This window comes from Pantoea sp. NSTU24 (genome assembly GCF_050157905.1).
Classification (GTDB): Bacteria; Pseudomonadota; Gammaproteobacteria; order Enterobacterales; family Enterobacteriaceae; genus Pantoea.
Genome location: NZ_JBKIWZ010000001.1, coordinates 2,672,561 through 2,691,846, shown reverse-complemented (window position 1 = coordinate 2,691,846; position 19,286 = coordinate 2,672,561). Strand labels below are relative to the sequence as shown.

Annotated in this window: 29 protein-coding genes and 1 pseudogene; 27 read left to right on the top strand and 3 right to left on the bottom strand. The window is 57.2% G+C overall.

Features of this window, described 5'->3' with window-relative positions; translation table 11 throughout:
* Positions 1–48 precede the first annotated feature (48 nt).
* The 12 genes from ACLHDD_RS12775 (at position 49) to ACLHDD_RS12720 (ending at position 6,035) form a co-directional block, all read left to right on the top strand.
* On the top strand, positions 49–906 hold the full coding sequence (locus ACLHDD_RS12775) for a GPO family capsid scaffolding protein (RefSeq protein WP_427104412.1): 858 nt from the start codon (positions 49–51) through the stop codon (positions 904–906).
* Positions 907–950: 44 nt separating this feature from the next.
* Positions 951–2,123, top strand: a complete 1,173-nt coding sequence (locus ACLHDD_RS12770; protein WP_427104411.1) for a phage major capsid protein, P2 family — start codon at positions 951–953, stop codon at positions 2,121–2,123.
* 3 nt (positions 2,124–2,126) lie between these two features.
* Entirely contained in the window at positions 2,127–2,771 is a 645-nt protein-coding gene (gene gpM / locus ACLHDD_RS12765) for a phage terminase small subunit (RefSeq protein WP_427104410.1), read from the top strand.
* A 99-nt stretch (positions 2,772–2,870) separates the two neighbouring features.
* Positions 2,871–3,335 carry a head completion/stabilization protein gene (locus ACLHDD_RS12760; RefSeq protein ID WP_427104409.1) on the top strand — a complete coding sequence of 155 codons (465 nt, stop codon included), beginning with the start codon at positions 2,871–2,873 and terminating at the stop codon, positions 3,333–3,335.
* Positions 3,335–3,538, top strand: coding sequence for a tail protein X (locus tag ACLHDD_RS12755; RefSeq protein ID WP_033786650.1), 204 nt, complete (start codon positions 3,335–3,337; stop codon positions 3,536–3,538). Before ACLHDD_RS12760 ends, ACLHDD_RS12755 begins: the two co-directional genes overlap by 1 nt.
* Before the next feature lie 3 nt (positions 3,539–3,541).
* The gene (locus tag ACLHDD_RS12750) at positions 3,542–3,754 is read left to right on the top strand and encodes a hypothetical protein (protein WP_427104408.1); all 213 of its coding nucleotides are present in this window, start codon (positions 3,542–3,544) and stop codon (positions 3,752–3,754) included.
* Entirely contained in the window at positions 3,735–4,244 is a 510-nt protein-coding gene (locus ACLHDD_RS12745; protein WP_427104407.1) for a lysozyme, read from the top strand. Before ACLHDD_RS12750 ends, ACLHDD_RS12745 begins: the two co-directional genes overlap by 20 nt.
* Before the next feature lie 4 nt (positions 4,245–4,248).
* A complete protein-coding gene (locus ACLHDD_RS12740) occupies positions 4,249–4,644 on the top strand; it encodes a DNZ54_00345 family protein (protein WP_427104406.1) in 396 nt (131 codons plus the stop codon).
* Positions 4,641–5,069, top strand: a complete 429-nt coding sequence (lysB, locus tag ACLHDD_RS12735; protein ID WP_427104405.1) for an Rz-like lysis system protein LysB — start codon at positions 4,641–4,643, stop codon at positions 5,067–5,069. Before ACLHDD_RS12740 ends, lysB begins: the two co-directional genes overlap by 4 nt.
* On the top strand, positions 4,963–5,202 hold the full coding sequence (gene lysC / locus ACLHDD_RS12730; protein ID WP_427104404.1) for an Rz1-like lysis system protein LysC: 240 nt from the start codon (positions 4,963–4,965) through the stop codon (positions 5,200–5,202). Before lysB ends, lysC begins: the two co-directional genes overlap by 107 nt.
* Positions 5,165–5,596 carry a phage tail protein gene (locus ACLHDD_RS12725; protein ID WP_427104403.1) on the top strand — a complete coding sequence of 144 codons (432 nt, stop codon included), beginning with the start codon at positions 5,165–5,167 and terminating at the stop codon, positions 5,594–5,596. Before lysC ends, ACLHDD_RS12725 begins: the two co-directional genes overlap by 38 nt.
* A complete protein-coding gene (locus ACLHDD_RS12720; protein WP_427104402.1) occupies positions 5,589–6,035 on the top strand; it encodes a phage virion morphogenesis protein in 447 nt (148 codons plus the stop codon). Before ACLHDD_RS12725 ends, ACLHDD_RS12720 begins: the two co-directional genes overlap by 8 nt.
* An 8-nt stretch (positions 6,036–6,043) precedes the next feature.
* On the opposite strand, the gene ACLHDD_RS12715 is transcribed toward ACLHDD_RS12720, so the two are convergent.
* Positions 6,044–6,514 carry a hypothetical protein gene (locus ACLHDD_RS12715; protein WP_427104401.1) on the bottom strand — a complete coding sequence of 157 codons (471 nt, stop codon included), beginning with the start codon at positions 6,512–6,514 and terminating at the stop codon, positions 6,044–6,046.
* A gap of 91 nt (positions 6,515–6,605) precedes the next feature.
* Here ACLHDD_RS12715 and ACLHDD_RS12710 point away from each other — a divergent pair, with 91 nt between their 5' ends.
* The 7 genes from ACLHDD_RS12710 (at position 6,606) to ACLHDD_RS12680 (ending at position 10,957) form a co-directional block, all read left to right on the top strand.
* The gene (locus ACLHDD_RS12710; protein WP_154210506.1) at positions 6,606–7,184 is read left to right on the top strand and encodes a phage baseplate assembly protein V; all 579 of its coding nucleotides are present in this window, start codon (positions 6,606–6,608) and stop codon (positions 7,182–7,184) included.
* A complete protein-coding gene (locus tag ACLHDD_RS12705; RefSeq protein WP_154210505.1) occupies positions 7,181–7,537 on the top strand; it encodes a GPW/gp25 family protein in 357 nt (118 codons plus the stop codon). The genes ACLHDD_RS12710 and ACLHDD_RS12705 overlap by 4 nt, the downstream gene beginning before the upstream one ends.
* Entirely contained in the window at positions 7,524–8,438 is a 915-nt protein-coding gene (locus tag ACLHDD_RS12700; RefSeq protein WP_427104400.1) for a baseplate J/gp47 family protein, read from the top strand. The genes ACLHDD_RS12705 and ACLHDD_RS12700 overlap by 14 nt, the downstream gene beginning before the upstream one ends.
* On the top strand, positions 8,435–9,046 hold the full coding sequence (locus ACLHDD_RS12695) for a phage tail protein I (protein WP_320504160.1): 612 nt from the start codon (positions 8,435–8,437) through the stop codon (positions 9,044–9,046). The genes ACLHDD_RS12700 and ACLHDD_RS12695 overlap by 4 nt, the downstream gene beginning before the upstream one ends.
* Positions 9,043–10,002, top strand: a complete 960-nt coding sequence (locus ACLHDD_RS12690) for a phage tail protein (RefSeq protein ID WP_427104399.1) — start codon at positions 9,043–9,045, stop codon at positions 10,000–10,002. The genes ACLHDD_RS12695 and ACLHDD_RS12690 overlap by 4 nt, the downstream gene beginning before the upstream one ends.
* Positions 10,003–10,401 (top strand): tail fiber assembly protein, encoded by a 399-nt coding sequence (locus tag ACLHDD_RS12685; RefSeq protein WP_427104398.1) that lies wholly within the window; start codon positions 10,003–10,005, stop codon positions 10,399–10,401.
* Between the two features lie 97 nt (positions 10,402–10,498).
* Positions 10,499–10,957, top strand: coding sequence for a hypothetical protein (locus tag ACLHDD_RS12680; RefSeq protein ID WP_427104397.1), 459 nt, complete (start codon positions 10,499–10,501; stop codon positions 10,955–10,957).
* 162 nt (positions 10,958–11,119) lie between these two features.
* On the opposite strand, the pseudogene ACLHDD_RS12675 reads toward ACLHDD_RS12680, so the two are convergent.
* Both ACLHDD_RS12675 and ACLHDD_RS12670 read right to left on the bottom strand, forming a co-directional pair.
* Positions 11,120–11,206, bottom strand: a pseudogene (locus ACLHDD_RS12675) (tail fiber assembly protein); the annotation flags it as partial.
* A 277-nt stretch (positions 11,207–11,483) separates the two neighbouring features.
* Positions 11,484–11,711 (bottom strand): hypothetical protein, encoded by a 228-nt coding sequence (locus ACLHDD_RS12670; protein ID WP_427104396.1) that lies wholly within the window; start codon positions 11,709–11,711, stop codon positions 11,484–11,486.
* A gap of 292 nt (positions 11,712–12,003) precedes the next feature.
* Between ACLHDD_RS12670 and ACLHDD_RS12665 the strand changes: the two genes are divergently transcribed.
* The 8 genes from ACLHDD_RS12665 to ACLHDD_RS12630 all read left to right on the top strand — a co-directional run bounded on the left by ACLHDD_RS12665 (position 12,004) and on the right by ACLHDD_RS12630 (position 19,226).
* Positions 12,004–12,507, top strand: a complete 504-nt coding sequence (locus tag ACLHDD_RS12665) for a hypothetical protein (protein ID WP_427104395.1) — start codon at positions 12,004–12,006, stop codon at positions 12,505–12,507.
* A gap of 242 nt (positions 12,508–12,749) precedes the next feature.
* Positions 12,750–13,919 carry a phage tail sheath protein gene (locus tag ACLHDD_RS12660; RefSeq protein WP_427104394.1) on the top strand — a complete coding sequence of 390 codons (1,170 nt, stop codon included), beginning with the start codon at positions 12,750–12,752 and terminating at the stop codon, positions 13,917–13,919.
* A gap of 12 nt (positions 13,920–13,931) precedes the next feature.
* Positions 13,932–14,447, top strand: coding sequence for a phage major tail tube protein (locus ACLHDD_RS12655; protein ID WP_427104393.1), 516 nt, complete (start codon positions 13,932–13,934; stop codon positions 14,445–14,447).
* A gap of 56 nt (positions 14,448–14,503) precedes the next feature.
* Positions 14,504–14,812: a phage tail assembly protein gene (locus tag ACLHDD_RS12650; protein WP_060680948.1), complete on the top strand. Its 309-nt coding sequence runs from the start codon at positions 14,504–14,506 to the stop codon at positions 14,810–14,812.
* A 14-nt stretch (positions 14,813–14,826) separates the two neighbouring features.
* Positions 14,827–14,946: a GpE family phage tail protein gene (locus ACLHDD_RS12645; protein WP_033786692.1), complete on the top strand. Its 120-nt coding sequence runs from the start codon at positions 14,827–14,829 to the stop codon at positions 14,944–14,946.
* A complete protein-coding gene (locus ACLHDD_RS12640) occupies positions 14,939–17,644 on the top strand; it encodes a phage tail tape measure protein (RefSeq protein ID WP_427104392.1) in 2,706 nt (901 codons plus the stop codon). The genes ACLHDD_RS12645 and ACLHDD_RS12640 overlap by 8 nt, the downstream gene beginning before the upstream one ends.
* On the top strand, positions 17,641–18,126 hold the full coding sequence (locus tag ACLHDD_RS12635; RefSeq protein ID WP_187512336.1) for a phage tail protein: 486 nt from the start codon (positions 17,641–17,643) through the stop codon (positions 18,124–18,126). Before ACLHDD_RS12640 ends, ACLHDD_RS12635 begins: the two co-directional genes overlap by 4 nt.
* Positions 18,123–19,226, top strand: coding sequence for a phage late control D family protein (locus ACLHDD_RS12630; protein WP_427104391.1), 1,104 nt, complete (start codon positions 18,123–18,125; stop codon positions 19,224–19,226). The genes ACLHDD_RS12635 and ACLHDD_RS12630 overlap by 4 nt, the downstream gene beginning before the upstream one ends.
* Positions 19,227–19,286 lie beyond the last annotated feature (60 nt).

The window sequence follows — 19,286 nt, the reverse complement described above, 5'->3', positions numbered from 1 at the left end:
GCCGCAACCATAGAGCTTCACAGAGTTTTACTGACCGGAGCCTGGACAATGGCAAAGAAAGCAAAGCGTTTTCGTATCGGGGTGGAAGGTGCCACCACGGACGGGCGCACCATCGAGCGCAGCTGGCTTGAACAGATGGCGGCAAATTACAGCCCTGAGCTGTACACCGCCGTGATCAACATGGAGCACATCAAGGGCTACACGCCAGACAGTCCGTTTCGCCGCTTTGGCGTAGTGGAAGCGCTGGACGCTGAAGAAATCAGCGACGGCCCGCTGAAGGGCAGGCTGGGGCTGTATGCCCTGATCAACCCGACTGACGAGCTGGTCACGCTGACCGGCACCATGCAGAAAATCTTTACCTCTATGGAAATCCGCCCGGAATTCGCAGACACCGGCGCGGCCTATCTGATTGGCCTTGCTGTGACCGACGATCCGGCCAGCCTCGGCACCGAAATGCTGCAGTTCAGCGCCAGCGCCGGGGCGAACCCGCTGGCAAACCGCAAGCAACATCCTGACAACGTTTTCTCTGCCGCTGAAGAAACCCTGATCGAGTTTGAGGACGTGGCAGATGAAAAGCCCGCCCTGTTTACCCGCATCAAGGCGATGTTCAGCAGACAGCAGCAGACCGACGCGGCGCGCTTCAGCGACGTGCATCAGGCCGTTGAGCTTATCGCCACCGAGCAGCAGGACCTGAGCGCGCGCATTGAAACGGCGCTGAGCGAACAGGCCGCCAGCCTGAAATTACATTTCAGCAGTGCGCTGGGCGAGGAAGTGCTGAAGCGCGAACAGCTGCAGGCGGACTTCACCGAACTGCAGCAGCAGCTGAGCCGGGAAGATGGCCGCCAGCAGGTCCGCCCGCGTACGCAGGGTAACGGCAGCGGCGGCGAAGTGCGCACCGACTGCTGATACAGCGGCGGCAAAACTTTTTAACGAACAGAGAAAGCGAAGCGATGAAAAATACTACCCGTTTTAAGCTGAATGCTTACATGTCGGTGCTGGCAGAAATCAACAAGATTGACCTGTCCGCGCTGAACAGCAAATTCACCATTGAGCCGTCCGTGTCGCAGACGCTGGAAAGCAAAATTCAGGAGTCGTCCGCGTTCCTGCAGGCCATCAACATCATGCCGGTCAGTGAGCAGAGCGGCGAACGGCTGGGGCTGGGGATCGGCACCACCATTGCAGGCACCACCGATACCACCCAGAAAGAGCGCGAGCCGACCGATCCGACCTATATCGACGGCGATGGCTACAAATGCACGCAGACCAACTTTGACACGGCGCTGCCTTATTCAAAGCTGGACATGTGGGCGAAGTTCAGCGATTTCCAGGTGCGCATCCGTGACGCCATCGTGAAGCGTCAGGCGCTGGACCGCATCATGATCGGCTTCAACGGCCTGAAGCGTGAGAAAACCTCCAACCGCGTGCAGAACCCGCTGCTGCAGGACGTGAATATTGGCTGGCTTGAAAAAATCCGCCAGGAAAAACCGGCGCAGGTGCTGGGTCAGCACATCGGTGACGATGGCAAGGTGGTGTCGGACAAAATCACCGTGGGTAAAAACGGCCTGTTCCGTAACCTGGACACGGTGGTGATGGGCGCGGTGTCGGAAAAAATCGGCGTGCAGTATCAGGACGACACCGAACTGGTGGTGATCTGCGGACGCCAGCTGCTGGCTGATAAGTATTTCCCGCTGGTCAACCAGAGCCAGCCCAACACTGAAGCGCTGGCCGCTGATCTGATCATCAGCCAGAAGCGCATCGGCGGCCTGCAGGCGGTCCGCGCCCCGTACTTCCCGGCGAATGCGCTGCTGATCACCCGCCTGGATAATCTGTCCATCTACTGGCAGGAAGAAACGCGCCGCCGCTCGATCATCGACAACCCGAAACGTGACCGCATCGAAAACCTTGAGTCGGTTAACGAGGCTTACGTGGTTGAGGACTACGACTGTACCTGCCTGGTGGAAAACATCGAGCTGCTGGAGCAGGAGCCGGAGAAAGAGCCGGGCGAAATGAGCGAAGCGGAAATCGCACGCATCGCCGCCGTGGCGGCCAGCGTGGTGAAGTCCATGAGCGGCGCGGATGACTCAACCGGCAGCGCTGGCGCTGACCAGAACGCCGGAGCGTAACCCGTGACCAATCCTTTCCGCGCGCATACGCGCTTTATTCAGGCACAGGAGGCCGCCCGGTCGGTCGGCAGTGGCCGCAGCACAAAGGGCTATGACCTGATGCTGCTGCAGCTGAACGAAGACCGCCGCCGCCTCAAGGGCATTCAGTCCAACGTCCGAAAGGCCGAAATCAAGGTGGAGGTGCTGCCGAAGTACGCTGCCTGGGCTGAGGGCGTGCTGAGCGCCGACGGCGCGCAGCAGGACGACGTGCTGATGTACGTGATGCTCTGGCGCGTTGACGCCGGTGACTATGCCGGTGCGCTCGCGATTGGCCGCCACGCGCTGAAGCACAGCTGGGCGATGCCGCTGGGAAGCCGCACCACGGCGACGGTGCTGGCAGAAGAAATTGCCGACGCGGCAAAGGCTGCCATCCTGGCAAAGACGCCTTTTGATCCGGCCCTGCTGCTGGAGGCGCTGGAGGTGGTCGACGCACACGACATGCCCGATCAGTCGCGTGCCCGTCTGCATAAGTCCATCGGCTGGGTGCTGACGGAAAGCAACCCTGCATCCGCGCTGAACCATCTGAAGCGTGCCCTGCAGCTGGACGAGAAGTGCGGCGTTAAAAAAGACATTGAGCAGCTGGAGCGGAAGATCCGTAACGCCAGCTGATAACCGGACGTGCCCACGCGCGGGGCGGCACGGGGTGGCGACAGGCAGCGCCGCATCAAAACCCCGTCCACCGCCCACCTATTCAGGAGTAACAGAGCAATGGAATTTATCGCGCCACAGAAGGCGACGGCAGCGCCGGACATCATCCCCAACAATTCATTCTGGCCGGACGTTGATCTGGCGAAGTTCCGCAGCGTCATGCGCGTTGACGGCACCGTGACACCGGAGCGTCTGCGTCAGGTGGTGCTTACTGCAATGGCGGAGGTCAACGCAGAGCTTTATCCGTGGCGTGAGCGGCAGGAGCTGGCCGGGCATAACGGCCTGGCCGATGTTCCGGCTGAGAAGCTGGCCGGTGTAAGCGTACGGCTGCATCACTATGAAAATGCGGTGTGGTGCTGGACGCGCGCGGTGCTGAACGAGCGCTATCAGGATTTTGACGCCACCGCAGCCGCCGTGAAGCGCGGGGAAGAACTGGCTGATGCCAGCGGCGACCTGTGGCGCGATGCGCGCTGGGCCGTCAGTCGCGTGCAGGACATGCCGCACTGCACCGTGGAGCTTATCTGATGAAAGTGCGTGCGCAGCAGTATGACACGGTGGACGCACTCTGCTGGCGTCACTACGGGCGCACGCAGGGCATGACGGAACAGGTGCTGCAGGCAAATCCGGGGCTGGCGGAGCACGGCCCCCTCTTACCGCACGGGCTGGAGGTGGAGCTGCCGGACGTGACAGCGACGGCCACCGTGCAGGCCGTCCAGCTTTGGGACTGAATCATGTGGGAAAAAATCAGCACCTTTTTAACCTGGTGCATTGCGGTGGTGATGGCGTGGCTTGGCGGCATGGACCTGAAAGACATGTCCACCGTGGCCGGTGTGCTTATCGGCCTGCTGATGGCGCTTATCAGCTGGTACTACAAACACAAAACCTATCAGCTTCTGGCAAGCGGGCGCATTACGCGGGGGGAATATGAATCTGCAGACCGTTAAACGCTGCGCCGTGGGCGTGGTGCTGGCGCTGGCCGCATCAATGCCCGGCTTTCAGCAGCTGCACACCTCCGTCGAGGGGCTGCGGCTGATTGCCGACTATGAGGGCTGCCGCCTGCAGCCGTACCAGTGCAGCGCGGGAAATTGGACCGACGGGATAGGCAACACGTCCGGCGTGGTGCCGGGTAAGTCCATCACGGAACGGCAGGCGGCGGGGAATTTCATCACCAACGTGTTGCGCACTGAGGCGGCACTGGCGCGCTGCGTGGCGGTTTCCATGCCGCAGCAGGTTTATGACGCGCTGGTGTCGCTGGCGTTCAACGTTGGCACCGGCAATGTGTGCGGCTCCACGATGGTGTCGTTGCTGAAAGAGGGCCAGTGGCGCGAGGCGTGTTATCAGCTGCCGCGCTGGGTGTACGTGAACGGCGTATTTAATCAGGGGCTGGATAACCGGCGCGGGCGTGAGCTGGCATGGTGCCTTAAAGGAGTCTGAGCAGATGAAAGAGAAATTAGCGGGTTGGGTGGTAATGGTTATTTATCTGATGGTAGTGCTGGCCGGATTACATCATCCGCAGGGCGCTGCCGTGAATGTAGTTGTAGCAGTGACGTGGCTCTTAAATATCATCACCGGGTTACTGTCTGCCAGCAGTGTTCTGGCGCTTTACGCAGAAGGCAAAGCACGGCAGGAGTTTAAGGCAGCACTGCGTAAGTTCTTTGTCCCGGACAGGCCTTCTCTGATTGGGCGGATTTATGGCTGGGTGCTCAAGCTGCTGATTGTGCTGACGCTGGCGTTTTCCGGCTGGGTTATCACCCTGGTCTTTTACCTGCTGATGATGGTGATTTTCTCCATTATGCGGCGTCAGCTGGCAGAGCCTGAACGGGCCGCAGCTTGACGCGCGCACTGGCAGTTATCGTGCTGATCCTGCTGCTTGTCACCGGCGTGCAGTCTTACCGGCTGAGCAGCGCCCACGGCAGGATTGATGCGCAGCAGACCACCATTGAGGGCCAGGGCAAAAAGCTGAGCCAGAAAAACAGCCAGCTGATTGCCCTGAATATCCTGACGCAGACCAGCAGCCAGGCGCAGACGCAGCTTTACGCCGCCGCCGAACGCAACGGCCAGCTGCTGCGCGACCGGCAGAGAAAGATTGAGGAACTGAAACGTGAAAATGAAAACCTTCGCCGCTGGAGCGATACCGCTCTGCCTGATCCTGTTGTCCGGCTGCGCCAGCGACCGGCCCTCGCAGGAGGTGAATCTTACCGTCAGTGGCTGCCCGAAAATCACCCGTTGCCAGCTGGACCCGGCAGGACCGCGCACTAACGGCGATCTTCTGGCACAGATTGAGGAAACAGAGGCTGCCTGGGCGGCATGTGCCGGTAAGGTCGATACCATCATCAGCTGTCAGGAAAAAGACGATGAACAAGCCACAGTTCTTACGCAGCGCCCTGAATAAGTCGGTCCCCTACGTGGCCGACAACCCGGATCGCCTGCACCTGTTCGTGGACAGCGGCCAGCTGATTGCCACGTCAGCCGCGTCCCTGTCGTGGGAGTACCGCTACACGCTGAACGTAGTGATCACCGACTTCACCGGCGATCAGAATTTGCTGATGGCCCCGGTGCTTTTGTGGCTGCGGGAAAACCAGCCTGACGCGCTGCAGAACAGTGAGGCGCGTGAAAGGCTGTTTTCGTTTGAGGTCGATATTCTGGCGAATGACCGCTGTGACATCAGCATGGACCTGAAGCTGACCGAGCGCGTGATAGCCACCATTGAGGACGGCAAAGCACGCATTGAGGCGGTGCCGGAACCGGACGCGCCGGAGGAGCTCTGGACGGTGAATCATGGCTGAACTGCATGAAGTGGATGCCTGGCTGGATGCGCTTCTCTCACAGCTGGAACCGGCGGCCCGGAAAAAGATGCTCCGAGAGGTGGCACGCGACGTGCGCCACATTCAGCAGGCAAACATCACAGCACAACGTTCCCCGGACGGCACCGCATGGGAGCCGCGCCGCGTCAGCGCCCGCAGCAAAAAGGGGCGCATCCGTCGCGGCATGTTCGCGAAGCTGAAAACGGCAAAATATTTCAAGGCGCAGGCAGGCGCAGACGCCGCAGAAGTTGCCTTTGTTCCGTCGGTGCAGAAGCTGGCCCGCGTCCATCATTACGGCCTGCGGGACCGGGTAAGCCGTCGCGGCCCGATGGTGAAATATGCGGAACGTCCGCTGCTGGGCGTGAACGGCGACGTGGAAAGTACGGTGCGCGAAACTCTGCTGCGATGGCTGTCGCAATAGACATTTGATTAGTCGGCTATTTTACACTGTTGGTATTCGGCCCGATTTTTTTTACTTTGAATAATCTGGACTTTGAATATTTCTGCAACCGAATAACCAGCGCGAACTATACAGACAGCGCCTAGGGAAATTATTACAGGCATCATTAGGAAAGTTTTAGTTGTTACCATTTTAATGATGTCTTCCGGGTTATTAAGTCCGGTGGCTGAATAATTAATTATTATGTAAATACCATAAATAAAGGCGCAAGCTGTGTAAATGTTCCATATGGCATTTAAGGCATTTTTATAAACGTCAAAATTACCCATTCTTATCAGAAGTGCGCCATGTATAGCCGAAAAAAACAATAGAAGCGAAAGGCAGATTATCATCAACTGATCTGCTTTATTTTTGCTTATGAACCAGAGCACCATCGTCAGCGCAACAAGTGACAGTAATGTTATAAGAAACCTTTTGGGTAAGCCTAATCTAGCGTCCACTTATACCTCATTTTTTGCAATAGCTTTTGTACGAATCACCACACAACACATTATTGATGCCAGAATTTTTGAGCCGTTGCAATGTAATGGCATGAATACACAACTTACCGAAATTATGCGCCTTATCACTAACCTGATCCGCACCGGCACAGTGTCCGAAGTTGATCCGGTGAACTGGCTGTGCCGGGTGAAAACGGGTGACCTAGAAACCAACTGGATTAACTGGCTCACCCTGCGCGCCGGTAGCACCCGCACGTGGTGGAAACCCACCGTCGGGGAGCAGGTTGTGCTGCTGAGCCTGGGCGGCAATCTTGAAACTGCCTTTGCGCTGCCTGCCATTTATTCCGAAGCCTTCCCGCCGCCTGACTACTCGGAAGACGGCACCACCACCGTGTTTAAGGACGGTGGCTGGTTTCAGTACGAGCCGGAAACCGGCCAGCTGCTGATAAAAAACATCAAAAGCGTGCGCATTGAAGCGGCGGACGGCATTCAGCTGATCACCGATGCGCTGGGGATAGAGGCCAGCCAGACACGGATCAACGGTGATACCACGATGAACGGAGATGTGACACACGGCGGCGGTTCAATGAGTTCTAACGGCGTGATTGCTGATAAGCACTTACACGACAAAGTTAAGAGTGGCGGCGATATGTCAGGAGGCCCGCAATGATGTATCTCGGCATGAACCGCGACACCGGCGAAGCCATTACCGACATCGATCACATCCGGCAGAGCATGCGCGACATCCTGATCACCCCGGAAGGCAGCCGCATCGCCCGGCGTGATTACGGCTCGCTGCTGTCGGTGCTGATTGACCAGCCACAGAACGACGTGATCCGCCTGCAGGTAATGGCGGCAGTGTATGTCGCTATCAGCCGCTGGGAACCTCGCGTGAGGCTGAGCACCGTAAACATTACCAGCGACTTTGACGGCTCTATGGTGGTTGAGCTGACCGGCCAGCGGGATGACGGTTCGCCGGTTGCCATGTCTGTACCAACGGGGGTGAACAGTGGCAGTAATTGACCTTTCCCAGTTGCCTGCGCCGCAGATTATTGAGGTGCCGGACTTTGAAACACTGCTGGCAGAGCGTAAAGAGGCGCTGATTGCGCTTTATCCGGCGGATGAACAGGCCGCCATGCGCCGCGTGCTGGCGCTGGAGTCTGAGCCGATTGTGAAAAGCCTGCAGGAAAGCACCTACCGCGAAATCCTGTTGCGCCAGCGCATTAACGAGGCGGCGCAGGCGGTGATGGTGGCCTACGCCATCGGCAGCGATCTGGACCAGCAGGCCGCCCGCAATAACGTGAAGCGCCTGACCATTACGCCAGCTAATCCCGACGCGGTGCCGCCGGTGGATGCAGTGATGGAGTCAGACGACGCACTGCGCGTGCGAGTGCCGGAGGCGTTTGAGGGGCTGAGCGTGGCCGGACCGACGGGCGCGTATGAGTTTCACGCTAAAAGCGCCGATGGCCGGGTGCAGGACGTGTCCGCCATCAGCCCGTCACCGGCGACAGTCCTGATCACTGTCCTGAGCCGCGACGGCGACGGCACGGCGGCAGCGGATTTGCTGACTACAGTGGACACAGCACTGAGCGCCGACAGCGTGCGCCCGATGGCCGACCGTGTGACGGTTCAGAGGGCGACTATTCGCAACTACAGCGTGAAGGCAAGGCTGCACCTGTTCGACGGCGTGGCCGCCGGTCCCTGCCTTGAGGCGGCAAACGCTAATCTGGCGGCTTACCTTACCGAACAGAAAAAGCTGGGGCGCAGCGTGCGGCGTGAGTCCTACGGGGCGGTGATGCGTGTGGCCGGTGTGGACTGGGTGGAAATCACCGAACCGGCGGAGGACATCATCATGGACCGCACGCAGGCGGGTTACTGCACCGGTACGGACATTTCCGTGGCGGGCGATCAGGGGGTGGCATGAGCAACAGCAGCCTGATGCCGCCCGGTTCGTCTGCGCTGGAGCGCCGCCTGGCGCAGGCGTGCAGCGGGATTTCCGGGCTGAATGTGCCGCTGCGCGACCTGTGGAACCCGGCCACCTGCCCGGTGAGCTTTCTGCCTTATCTGGCCTGGGCCTTTTCGGTGGACCGCTGGGACGAAAGCTGGGCTGAGAGCGTCAAACGGCAGGTGGTGAGCGATGCGTTTTATATTCATCAGCACAAAGGCACCATCAGCGCCATCCGCCGCGTGGTGGAACCGTTCGGCTTCCTGATCCGGGTTATTGAGTGGTGGAAAACCAATGAGCCGCCCGGCACGTTCCGCCTGGACATTGGCGTGCAGGACCAGGGCATTACTGAAGAAACCTATCAGGAGCTTGAGCGGCTGATCAGCGATGCAAAACCCTGCAGCCGTCACCTGCTGGGAATGTCCATCAACCTGCAGGTTAACGGCGAAACACGCATGGCAGCAGCCAGCTATGACGGTGATGATCTGACCGTTTACCCGTACACCCCGGAAATTATCTCCGTCAGCGGCGAGGTTTATGGCGGCGCGGCGGTACACGTTATTGACCTTATGGAAGTGGGACCATGACACAAAAATACTATGCGATCGTAACCAACCTGGGCGCGGCGAAGATTGCCAACGCCGCCGCGCTCGGCACAAAACTGAACATCACACAGATGGCTGTGGGCGACGGTGGCGGCACACTGCTGACGCCGAACGCCAGCCAGACAAAGCTGGTTAATGAGTGGAGACGTGCTGCCATCAACACGCTGAGCATTGACCCGGCCAACGCCAGCCAGGTGATTGCCGAACAGGTAATCCCGGAGAATGAGGGCGGATTCTGGATCAGGGAAATGGGCCTGTTCGACGCAGACGGCACGCTGATTGCCGTGTGTAACACGCCGGAAACGTACAAGCCCGCGCTGCAGGAAGGCAGCGGGCGCACGCAGACCGTGCGCATGCTCCTGATCGTTAACAGCACTGACGCAATCACCCTGAAAATTGACCCGTCCGTGGTACTGGCAACGCGGAAGTATGTGGATGGTGCTGTGATTGAGGTGAAAGCCTACGCTGAAAGCGTAATGAAAACGCACACCGATGCTAAAAATCCACACAACCAGTACCTGCAGATCGCAAGCGCCCTGGCAGAACTCAAAGACGCCGGGCTGGTTGCTGATGTTCTCAAAAACCTCGGTTTAGGCGACGCGGCAAAAAAGACCGTAGGCAATGGCACTAATCAGCTGCCTGATATGAGTTTTTTCTCAGCGGTTAAATCGGGAAATGGTTATACCCGGCTACCAAATGGCCTGATTTTGCAATGGGGGTATGGAACGTTTGCACAAAAAGCAACGACGGCGGTTGTGCTGCCGATTGAGTTCCCGACAGCGGGAGTCACTGTCATGGCTTGCAAGGGGTCGTCTTTACCACTGTCGGGGGAATACGGCGTGGGGGCGCAATTCCGCAATAAAGCATCTTTTGATCTCACTAATACAGGCTCTGGCTCAACCAGCCAGGGAATTTACTGGCTGGCGCTGGGGTACTGAATGAAAAAATATTCACCATCTGCAAATGCTTTTTACGATACAAGCATCAACCTTGTTATCCCTGATGACGCGATAAAAATTACTGACAATAAATGGGCTGATTTACTAGCCGGACAGGCAAAAGGAATGGTGATTGCCTGCGGTGATGACATGCTTCCGTGCCTGACTGAGCCGCCGCCACCGACAGCTGAGGAACTTAACAGTCAGGCAGAAGGCAAGCGCAGCAGGTTGCGGGCTGAAGCTGACGCGGCTATTCAACCTCTGCAGGATGCGAGCGATTTAGGAATAGCGACTGATGAGGAGACAAGCCAGCTTGTAGCGTGGAAAAAATACCGCGTCATGCTGATGCGGATTGACACAAACGACTCTGAGGAAATCATCTGGCCTAAGCAGCCATAATAAGAGCAACCGAAACATATTAGAAATTAAGTTAGTCAAAACTTGGGCTTTTATCGTTATAATATATTTACCCTTGTAATATCCGGTGATATTTGTAATGAGTTGGATTGAGATTGTTGACTCAGCAGTAAAGATAGGTCTTGGAGCTATAATTAGCGCCGTTGCTGGTTTTCTTATGCTTTTTCGGAATCAGAAGCATGAGATCATCAAGGACGAAGCATTACATCGGCGTCAGATAGCTGCGAGCAAGAAGGCATTATACGTGGATTTTCTGACAACTTCACATGTATTAGTGCAAAAATATAGGGATAATCAATGCAGAGCTGATGGTGAGGATTATTTTGCATATCTCAAACTTTATCATGAATTAGAAATTGTAGCGGACGACCCACTAAGAATTTGTGCATTTCATCTCCTCGATGCCGTCAATCAATTCATTGTGTTACGGAAGGGTGAGATGCAGGATAATGATCTTTTCAGAGCAATGCGCGAGTTAGTGGATAATAAGGTTGGTGAGTTTCAGTATTTAGCCAAACAGGATATCAATGACTTCTGATTTTTTTCAATTAAAAACATAGGGTTCTTTCGTGATGTCAGAAAATATCGTCGATCTTATTTGTGATGAAGGATATGAGGCTTTTAAAAAATAAATATCTTTTAATTGCTTTATCCCCTAACACAAAGAGTGTCAGCTTCACTGTAAGCTGACACTCTTTAATCATTTTGGTCTTGCCGGCCATTTAATGTCTGGCGCTTTACTGACATCAATTCGGCTGAGTGCTACTCGGTAACGCTTCCACTGTGTGGGGCGGTTAGTCTCTTAGTATGTCGCTATGTTGATATCAACTGCATTCTGCAGCAGCGCAATTGTCCGGTTTACCTCATCCATTTCAGCGGCCATCCTGCTGCTGGCAATCAGCACAGCGTTTTCAGTTTCTGTAGCCGGGGCGCTAAACATGCCATCGCTATAATTAACATCAGGCCGTCCGGGCAGCGTGGTGATATCCACTCATACCAGTTACGAATGATAGAGTTTTTCAGGTTCCACATTCAGCGAGACGATTTCAGCAACGCACTAATTTTCAATCCGAGCATAAGTTTTCATCAACTGTCTCTTCAATGTAAATAACCCCGTTTGAACCATAGTGGTTAATATAAGGCGTTGAGCGAATATCACCGCTACCGCCCGCACCAAATGGCGCCTGAGCACCCGACGTGGTTTTCTCTGCACTGCGCGGGCCGCCTTCCCAATAGCTGACACCGCCATCACCCGAACCACCGAGGTAAGGATTAGATAAAGCGCTGACCACGCCGTGCGCATCGCTGCCGTCTCCTCCTTAAATGTTCAGATCGCCATTAACGGTCAGACCGCCACCACTACCTGCATCACCGGCAGAGTTTCTAACGTTTCCAGCTACCAGTTTTAGAATCATTAATGTCCAGCGTTGCGCAGGTTAAAGGACGTATCGGCGGCAGGTGACAACCGGAAACGGGGAGTGTGTCAGGCTGATGCTGAAGCAAGGCGCAAAGCTGCTGCTGGCGGCACTAATTTTTTTGTATAGTTAACCACACTAATTTTTGTTTGTTAAAAAACTTTCTACAATGTATAAAACTCTTTCGCCAATTAATTTTAAGGAAGAAATAGTAATGATTCACTGCAAGTGCCCTCATGCATTTAGCATAATATATGTCCTCGCATGTTCAATATGGAGCGGGGTTTATTTTTTCAATCCTTATGGTTTTGTTGATAATTTCCCACAAGCTTTTGCTTATATAGAGTTAGCTGCAGCAACCTTTGCTTTTATTTCCTATGCTTTAGACAGGTTAGGCGTTTTAGATGCCTGGAAGAGAGGTAAAAATTTATTCTACATTGCGATGCTTACCTTTTGGATATTGACCGCGCCTCATGTATTTCTTGATTCATATCGAAAGATTGCCGAGCCCCATCGTGATGCAGTTGTCATAGGGTTTATGCTTACTCTCTTAATACCCTGCTATTGGATGGTTTTAACAAGGTTTTTGTCGAAGAAGAAAGTCGTGCAGTTTATTCTTTCATTAATTCTTGTCGGGATTACTTTTTTGGGAATTCATTACTGCTCAAATTAAAAGTAGAAAATCTATGCGGCTCATTTCCATAGCCGCTTTTCGAATGATGAAACCTTTAAATACTCTATTAACTCACACACTGGACGTGCCAGTGAAGACACTTTACCGGCACATCCGCCTCGAAAAAAAACCTACGTGAAAGCCGTGTGTTTATTGTGCCAGAGACGGCACAACGGCCAGCGCGTGCCCCGGCATAGCGGACCATAGACCATAGCGGAACCCCTAAACAGGAGAACCGCCATATGGCACAGGATTATCACCACGGCGTGCGCGTTGAGGAAATCAACGAGGGCACCCGAACCATCACCACCGTCAGCACCGCGATTGTGGGGCTTGTGTGCACCGGCGACGACGCCGACGCGGCCACCTTCCCGCTAAACCGCCCGGTGCTGTTAACCGACGTACTCACCGCCAGCGGCAAAGCCGGGGAATCCGGTACGCTGGCCCGCTCACTGGACGCCATCGCGGATCAGTCAAAACCCGTCACCGTCGTTGTGCGCGTGCCACAGGGCCAGACCGAAGCGGAAACCACCGCCAACATCATCGGCGGCGTGACCGACGGCCAGCGCACCGGCATGAAGGCGCTGCTGGCTGCGCAGTCTCAGTGCGGCGTTAACCCCCGTATTCTGGGCGTGCCCGGCCACGATAACAAAGCCGTCGCCACCGAACTGCTGAGCGTGGCGCAGAGCCTGCGCGGCTTTGCCTACCTGTCCGCGTATGGCTGTAAAAGCGTTGAAGAGGCGATTGCCTACCGCGCCAACTTCAGCCAGCGCGAAGGGATGCTGATCTGGCCTGACTTCATCAGCTTTGACACCGTGCTGAAGGCGGACGCGACGGCCTACGCCACCGCACGCGCGCTGGGCCTGCGCGCCAAAATTGACCAGCAGACCGGCTGGCACAAGTCCCTGTCAAACGTTGGCGTCAACGGCGTCACCGGCATTTCAAAAGACGTTTTCTGGGACCTGCAGGACCCGGCCACCGATGCGGGCCTGCTGAACCAGAACGACATCACCACGCTGATCCGCAAAGATGGCTTCCGCTTCTGGGGTTCCCGCTGCCTGAGCGATGACGCGCTGTTTCAGTTTGAGTGTTACACCCGTACCGCGCAGGTGCTGATGGACACGATGGCAGAAGCACAGATGTGGAGTGTTGACGGTGCGCTGAACCCGTCGCTGGCCCGCGACATCATCGAGAGCATCCGCGCGAAGCTGCGCAGCCTGGTGAATCAGGGCTATCTGATTGGCGCGGACTGCTGGCTGGACGAGAGCGTGAACGACAAGGACACGCTTAAGGCGGGCAAGCTGCTGATCGATTACGACTACACGCCGGTGCCGCCGCTGGAAAACCTGCTGCTGCGCCAGCGCATCACAGACCGTTACCTGGTCGATTTCAGCAGCCGCGTCAGCGCATAAGGAGACGGAAAGATGGCATTACCCCGCAAACTCAAGCACCTGAACGTGTTCAACTCAGGCAACAACTGGCAGGGGCTGGTTGAGTCCGTGACGCTGCCGAAATTCACCCGCAAGTTTGAGAAGTATCGCGGCGGCGGCATGGCCGGTGCTGTGGACATTGACATGGGCCTGGACGATGGCGCGCTGGATACGGAATTCACCATTGGCGGCACTGAAGCGCTGCTGATTAAGCAGATGGGCACCACCACTGTGGACGGCATTCAGCTGCGCTTTACCGGCTCCATTCAGCGCGACGACACCGGCGAAGTACAGGCGGTCGAGCTGGTCACGCGCGGACGCTATAAGGAGCTGGATTCCGGCGAATGGAAAACCGGCGAATCCAGCACCACCAAAGTGTCCGCAACCAACAGCTACGCAAAGCTGACCATTAACGGCGAAGTGGTTTACGAGATCGACATCGTGAACATGATCCACATCGTGGACGGTAAGGACCTGATGGAAGCGCACCGCAACGCGCTGGGCCTGTAATCAAAACGGCAGGCGTTGCGCCTGCCGCTTATCTCTCTTTTTAACGGAATCAAATCATGACTGACAAAACCACGCCAAATGAAAAAGTCGTTGAGCTGGACACCCCGATCCTGCGCGGCAAAACCGAAATCACCTCCGTCACCGTGCGCAAGCCGCAGTCCGGTGCGCTGCGCGGCACCCGCCTGCAGGCGCTGCTGGACATGGACGTGAACGCGCTGATCACCGTGCTGCCGCGCATTACCACCCCGGCGCTGACCACGGCGGAAATTAACGAAATGGACCCCGCCGATCTGGTCAGCCTGTCGGTAGAGGTGGTCACTTTTTTGCTGAAGAAGTCGGTCCTGTCGGATTTAGCGACGGCCTGACGGTAGACGATCTGGTGGCGGACATTGCTACCGTCTTTCACTGGCCGCCCTCCGTTACCGAGTCCATGACGCTGACGGAGGTTCTGGAGTGGCGGCACAAAGCAATCCTGCGACACAGGGCCAGCGATGAGTGATAAAAATCTGCGTTTGCAGGTCGTGCTGGGCGCGGTCGATAAGCTGACGCGCCCCTTCCGCAGCGCCCGCGACAGCACGCGCGAGCTGGCTGGCACACTGCGCGACACGCGCAACACCCTCAAGGCGCTGGACGCACAGGCCGGGCGCATTGACGGCTTCCGTAAAACCCGCTCACAGCTTGCCATCACTGCTAACAACCTTAAAGCCGCCCGCGAAGAAGCGGCGCGGCTGGCCGTGCAGTTTACGGAAACAAACAAGCCCACCGCTGCACAGGCCCGCGTGCTGGAGCAGGCAAAAAACCGCGCCAGCCAGCTGCAGCAGACTTACAACGGGCTGCGCCTGTCGGTGCAGCGTCAGCGTGAGGCGCTGGGCGCTGCCGGTATCGATACAAAGAAACTGAGCCAGGCACAGCGCGAGCTGAAAAGTCAGTCAGACGAGGCGCGCGCCGCGATTGATCGGCAGCAGCAGTCGCTTAAAAAGCTGGGAGAACGGCAGGCAAAGCTGAGCGCGGTACGTGAGCGATATTCCCGATCGCTTGAGGTGCGCTATCGCGTGGCCGGTGCCGGTGCGGCAACGTCTGCCGCCGGGCTGGCAATGGGCGCGCCGGTGCTGGCCGCTGTGAAATCTTCAGCGGCAATGGAAGACGCCATGAAGGGTGTGGCAAAGCAGGTTAACGGGCTGCGCGACAACGACGGAAACCGCACGAAGCAGTTCTATGACATGCAGGCCGCCATCAAGGCCGCCAGTGAGCAGCTGCCGATGGAAAACGGCGCGATAGATTACGCCGCGCTGGTTGAGGGCGGCGCACGCATGGGCGTGACTAACCAGAACGATTCTTATGAGGACCAGAAGCGCGACCTGATGGCTTTCGCCACCACGGCGGCGAAAGCGTCCACCGCGTTTGAGCTGCCCGCCGGTGAGCTGGCCGAAGGGCTGGGCAAGATTGCGCAGTTGTACAAAATCCCCACGCGCAACATCGAGCAGCTGGGCGACGCGCTGAACTACCTGGACGATAACGCCATGTCCAAAGGTTCGGACATCATCGACGTGCTGCAGCGTATGGGCGGCGTGGCCGACAGGCTGGACTACCGCAAGGCCGCCGCGCTTGGCTCAACCTTCCTGAGCCTGGGCGCAACGTCGGAAACCGCCGCCAGTGCGGCGAACGCAATGGTGCGCGAGCTGTCCGTTGCGACCATGCAGAGCAAGTCGTTTATGGGCGGCATGGCGCTGCTGAAACTGGACCCGGCAAAGATTGAAAAGCAGATGACCACGGACGCGATGGGAACCATCCAGCGCGTGCTGGAAAAGGTGAATAACCTGCCTGCTGATAAGCGCCTGACGGCCATGACGATGGTTTTCGGTAAGGAGTTCGGCAAGGATGCGGCCAAACTCGCTAACAACATGCCGGAGCTGAGGCGACAGCTGCAGCTGACTCAGGGCGACGGGGCGAAAGGCTCCATGCAGAAAGAGTCGGACATCAATAAGGACTCGTTTTCTGCACAGTGGATGCTGACTAAAACCGGCGTTTCCAACACCATGAGCGGCCTGGGCGATTCGCTGCGCACGCCGCTGATGGACATCATGAATATGGTGAAAAAAGTCACCGGCGTGACCCGCCGCTGGGTGGAAAATAACAAGGAGCTGGCGGGCGCACTGGTAAAAGCGGCTGCGGTGATATCCGTGATTGTGCTGGCGCTGGGTACGTTCATGATCGGCCTTGCGGCAGTGCTGGGGCCGATGGCGCTGCTGCGGCTCAGCTTTAACGTGCTGGGAATAAAAGCGTTCAGCGCGTTCGGATTAATAAAAAGCGCCATCGGCATCGTGGGGAACGGCGTGCTGTGGCTGGGGCGGCTGATGTTCGCAAACCCGATTCTGGCCGTGATCGGGCTGATTGCCGCCGGGGCGCTGCTTATCTGGCAGAACTGGGACACGCTGGGGCCAAAACTTGCCGCGCTGTGGGATGGTATCAGCACAAAGGTCAGTAGCGTCTGGACCGCGATCCGCACCTACATCAGCACAAAGTGGGGGGAGATTGTCGCCGACGTGCAGGCCCTGCCCGCAAGGTTTCAGGAGGCAGGTTCGCAGATGATTGACGGACTGATGGCGGGTATCAGCCAGAAGTGGGACGCGATCAAAAACAAGCTGTCTTCACTGACCGACTATCTGCCGGACTTTCTGAAGCCGGGCGGCGATAAGCCCGACGCACCGCAGTTGCCGCGACCGGCAACAGTAAAAGCGGGTAGTGCTGCATCCCTGCCGCCGGGCGGATTCCCCAGATTTGCGGGCATGTACGACAGCGGCGGCTTTATTCCGTCCGGGAAGTTCGGCGTGGCCGGTGAGAACGGGCCGGAGCTGGTCAGCGGTCCGGCGAACGTGACCAGCCGCCGGAGCACAGCACGGCTGGCAGCACTGGCGGCGCTGACGCTGGGTGGTGCCGGAGCGACGGCGGAGGCGAAGCCGTTGCACCCGCTAAGCCTGCCGGTTCAGGCGTACCGGCAGGAAGCACCGCGCATGAGTGGCAGCGCTACACAGGGGGCTGCACCGCAGATTCACGCCTCCTTCACCATCGTGCAGCAGCCGGGCCAGAGCCAGCAGGATCTGGTTGATGAGGTGATGCGCAGGCTTGAGGCAAAAGAGCGGCAGGCGCAGGCCCGCGCCCGCAGCAGTTACCGGGACAGAGGGGGGGTTGAGGAATGATGATGACGCTGGGCCTATTTGTTTTCATGCTGAAAACGGTGCCCTATCAGGAGCTGCAGTATCAGCGCAGCTGGCGCTTTCCGTCAAACAGTCGGGTAGGCGTGCGGCCTTCGCTGCAGTTCTTGGGCCCGGACAACGACACGCTGACGCTTTCCGGCGTGCTGCTGCCGGAGATTACCGGCGGCAGGCTGTCGCTGTTTGCGCTGGAGCAGATTGCAGAGCTGGGCCGCGCGTGGCCGCTTATTGAGGGCAGCGGAACAATTTACGGCATGTTCGTGATTGAAAGTCTGAGTCAGACCAAAGCGGAGTTCTTCAGCAGCGGTGTGTGCCGCCGCATTGAATTCACGCTGACGCTGAAGCGCACCGATGAATCACTGGGGGAAATGTTCGGCAGCCTCAGCGATCAGCTGTCTGCCATGCAGGGCGCAGCAGTTACCGCTGCCGGGAAGGTGAGCGCCGCAGCAGGAGGGTTATTCTCATGATGACAACCCCGTGGATTAACGGCCAGCAGAATTCCCCCGCATTCCGTCTGATGATGGACGGCGCAGACATCACGCAGAAGCTGGAAAAGCGCCTGCTGAGCCTGACGCTCACTGATAACCGGGGCTTTGAGGCGGACCAGCTGGACATCGAACTGGACGACGCAGACGGCCAGCTGCAGCTGCCGCGCCGGGGCGTCGTACTCTCGCTGTCGCTGGGCTGGCAGGGAGAGGCACTTTTTCCGAAAGGCAGCTATACGGTTGACGAAATCGAGCACAGCGGCACGCCTGACCGGCTGACGCTGAGGGCGCGCAGCGCGGACTTCCGGCAGACGCTGAACACGAAGCGGGAGAAGACCTGGCACAAAACCACCGCAGGCGAAATTGTCCGGGACATCGCCGGACGCCATAAGCTGAAGGCGGCAATGGGTGAAGACATGGCCGCCGCAGAAATTGACCACCTTGATCAGACCAATGAATCAGACGCCAGCTTTCTGATGCGCCTGGCTAAACAGTGCGGCGCAGTGGCTTGCGTCAAGGACGGTAATTTGCTTTTTATCCGCCAGGGACAGGGGAAAACGGCAAGCGGTAAGGCACTGCCCGTGTTCGCCCTTCAGCGCAGGGACGGAGACAGCCACCGCTTCACCCTTGCGGACCGCGACGCCTACACCGGCGTGATCGCCAGTTGGCTCCACACCCGCGAACCGGCAAAAAAGCCTGTAGCGAAGGTGAAGCGCAGGCGACTTAAAACCACGGCGAAGAAGAAGAAAGAACCGGAGGCGAAGCAGGGAGATTACCTTATAGGCACGGACGAAAACGTGCTGGTACTAAGCCGCACTTACGCGAACAGGGGCAACGCCGAACGGGCGGCCAAAATGCAGTGGGAACGCCTGCAGCGTGGTGTAGCAACGTTCTCAATCCAGCTGGCGAAAGGACGCGCAGAGCTATACACGGAAATGCCGGTGAAGGTAAGTGGCTTCAAGCAGCAGATTGATGCGGGGGAATGGATCATCACAACGCTGACGCACAGCCTGAGCGCTGACAGCGGATATACGACCAGCATTGAACTTGAAGTGAAAATAGATTCGCTTGAAATGGAATAGTTCTATCTCAATATGGTTAAATTGAGTAATATTTATCTCAATTGGGTTTTGGAGACGAAG

Excerpts from the sequence above, each read along its gene's own strand:
- ACLHDD_RS12775 (WP_427104412.1), top strand. The coding sequence starts at position 49 with ATGGCAAAGAAAGCAAAGCGTTTTCGTATCGGGGTGGAAGGTGCCACC.
- ACLHDD_RS12770 (WP_427104411.1), top strand. The coding sequence starts at position 951 with ATGAAAAATACTACCCGTTTTAAGCTGAATGCTTACATGTCGGTGCTG.
- ACLHDD_RS12760 (WP_427104409.1), top strand. The coding sequence starts at position 2,871 with ATGGAATTTATCGCGCCACAGAAGGCGACGGCAGCGCCGGACATCATC.
- ACLHDD_RS12755 (WP_033786650.1), top strand. The coding sequence starts at position 3,335 with ATGAAAGTGCGTGCGCAGCAGTATGACACGGTGGACGCACTCTGCTGG.
- ACLHDD_RS12750 (WP_427104408.1), top strand. The coding sequence starts at position 3,542 with ATGTGGGAAAAAATCAGCACCTTTTTAACCTGGTGCATTGCGGTGGTG.
- ACLHDD_RS12745 (WP_427104407.1), top strand. The coding sequence starts at position 3,735 with ATGAATCTGCAGACCGTTAAACGCTGCGCCGTGGGCGTGGTGCTGGCG.
- ACLHDD_RS12740 (WP_427104406.1), top strand. The coding sequence starts at position 4,249 with ATGAAAGAGAAATTAGCGGGTTGGGTGGTAATGGTTATTTATCTGATG.
- ACLHDD_RS12725 (WP_427104403.1), top strand. The coding sequence starts at position 5,165 with ATGAACAAGCCACAGTTCTTACGCAGCGCCCTGAATAAGTCGGTCCCC.
- ACLHDD_RS12720 (WP_427104402.1), top strand. The coding sequence starts at position 5,589 with ATGGCTGAACTGCATGAAGTGGATGCCTGGCTGGATGCGCTTCTCTCA.
- ACLHDD_RS12710 (WP_154210506.1), top strand. The coding sequence starts at position 6,606 with ATGAATACACAACTTACCGAAATTATGCGCCTTATCACTAACCTGATC.
- ACLHDD_RS12705 (WP_154210505.1), top strand. The coding sequence starts at position 7,181 with ATGATGTATCTCGGCATGAACCGCGACACCGGCGAAGCCATTACCGAC.
- ACLHDD_RS12695 (WP_320504160.1), top strand. The coding sequence starts at position 8,435 with ATGAGCAACAGCAGCCTGATGCCGCCCGGTTCGTCTGCGCTGGAGCGC.
- ACLHDD_RS12690 (WP_427104399.1), top strand. The coding sequence starts at position 9,043 with ATGACACAAAAATACTATGCGATCGTAACCAACCTGGGCGCGGCGAAG.
- ACLHDD_RS12685 (WP_427104398.1), top strand. The coding sequence starts at position 10,003 with ATGAAAAAATATTCACCATCTGCAAATGCTTTTTACGATACAAGCATC.
- ACLHDD_RS12680 (WP_427104397.1), top strand. The coding sequence starts at position 10,499 with ATGAGTTGGATTGAGATTGTTGACTCAGCAGTAAAGATAGGTCTTGGA.
- ACLHDD_RS12665 (WP_427104395.1), top strand. The coding sequence starts at position 12,004 with ATGTATAAAACTCTTTCGCCAATTAATTTTAAGGAAGAAATAGTAATG.
- ACLHDD_RS12660 (WP_427104394.1), top strand. The coding sequence starts at position 12,750 with ATGGCACAGGATTATCACCACGGCGTGCGCGTTGAGGAAATCAACGAG.
- ACLHDD_RS12655 (WP_427104393.1), top strand. The coding sequence starts at position 13,932 with ATGGCATTACCCCGCAAACTCAAGCACCTGAACGTGTTCAACTCAGGC.
- ACLHDD_RS12650 (WP_060680948.1), top strand. The coding sequence starts at position 14,504 with ATGACTGACAAAACCACGCCAAATGAAAAAGTCGTTGAGCTGGACACC.
- ACLHDD_RS12640 (WP_427104392.1), top strand. The coding sequence starts at position 14,939 with ATGAGTGATAAAAATCTGCGTTTGCAGGTCGTGCTGGGCGCGGTCGAT.
- ACLHDD_RS12635 (WP_187512336.1), top strand. The coding sequence starts at position 17,641 with ATGATGATGACGCTGGGCCTATTTGTTTTCATGCTGAAAACGGTGCCC.
- ACLHDD_RS12630 (WP_427104391.1), top strand. The coding sequence starts at position 18,123 with ATGATGACAACCCCGTGGATTAACGGCCAGCAGAATTCCCCCGCATTC.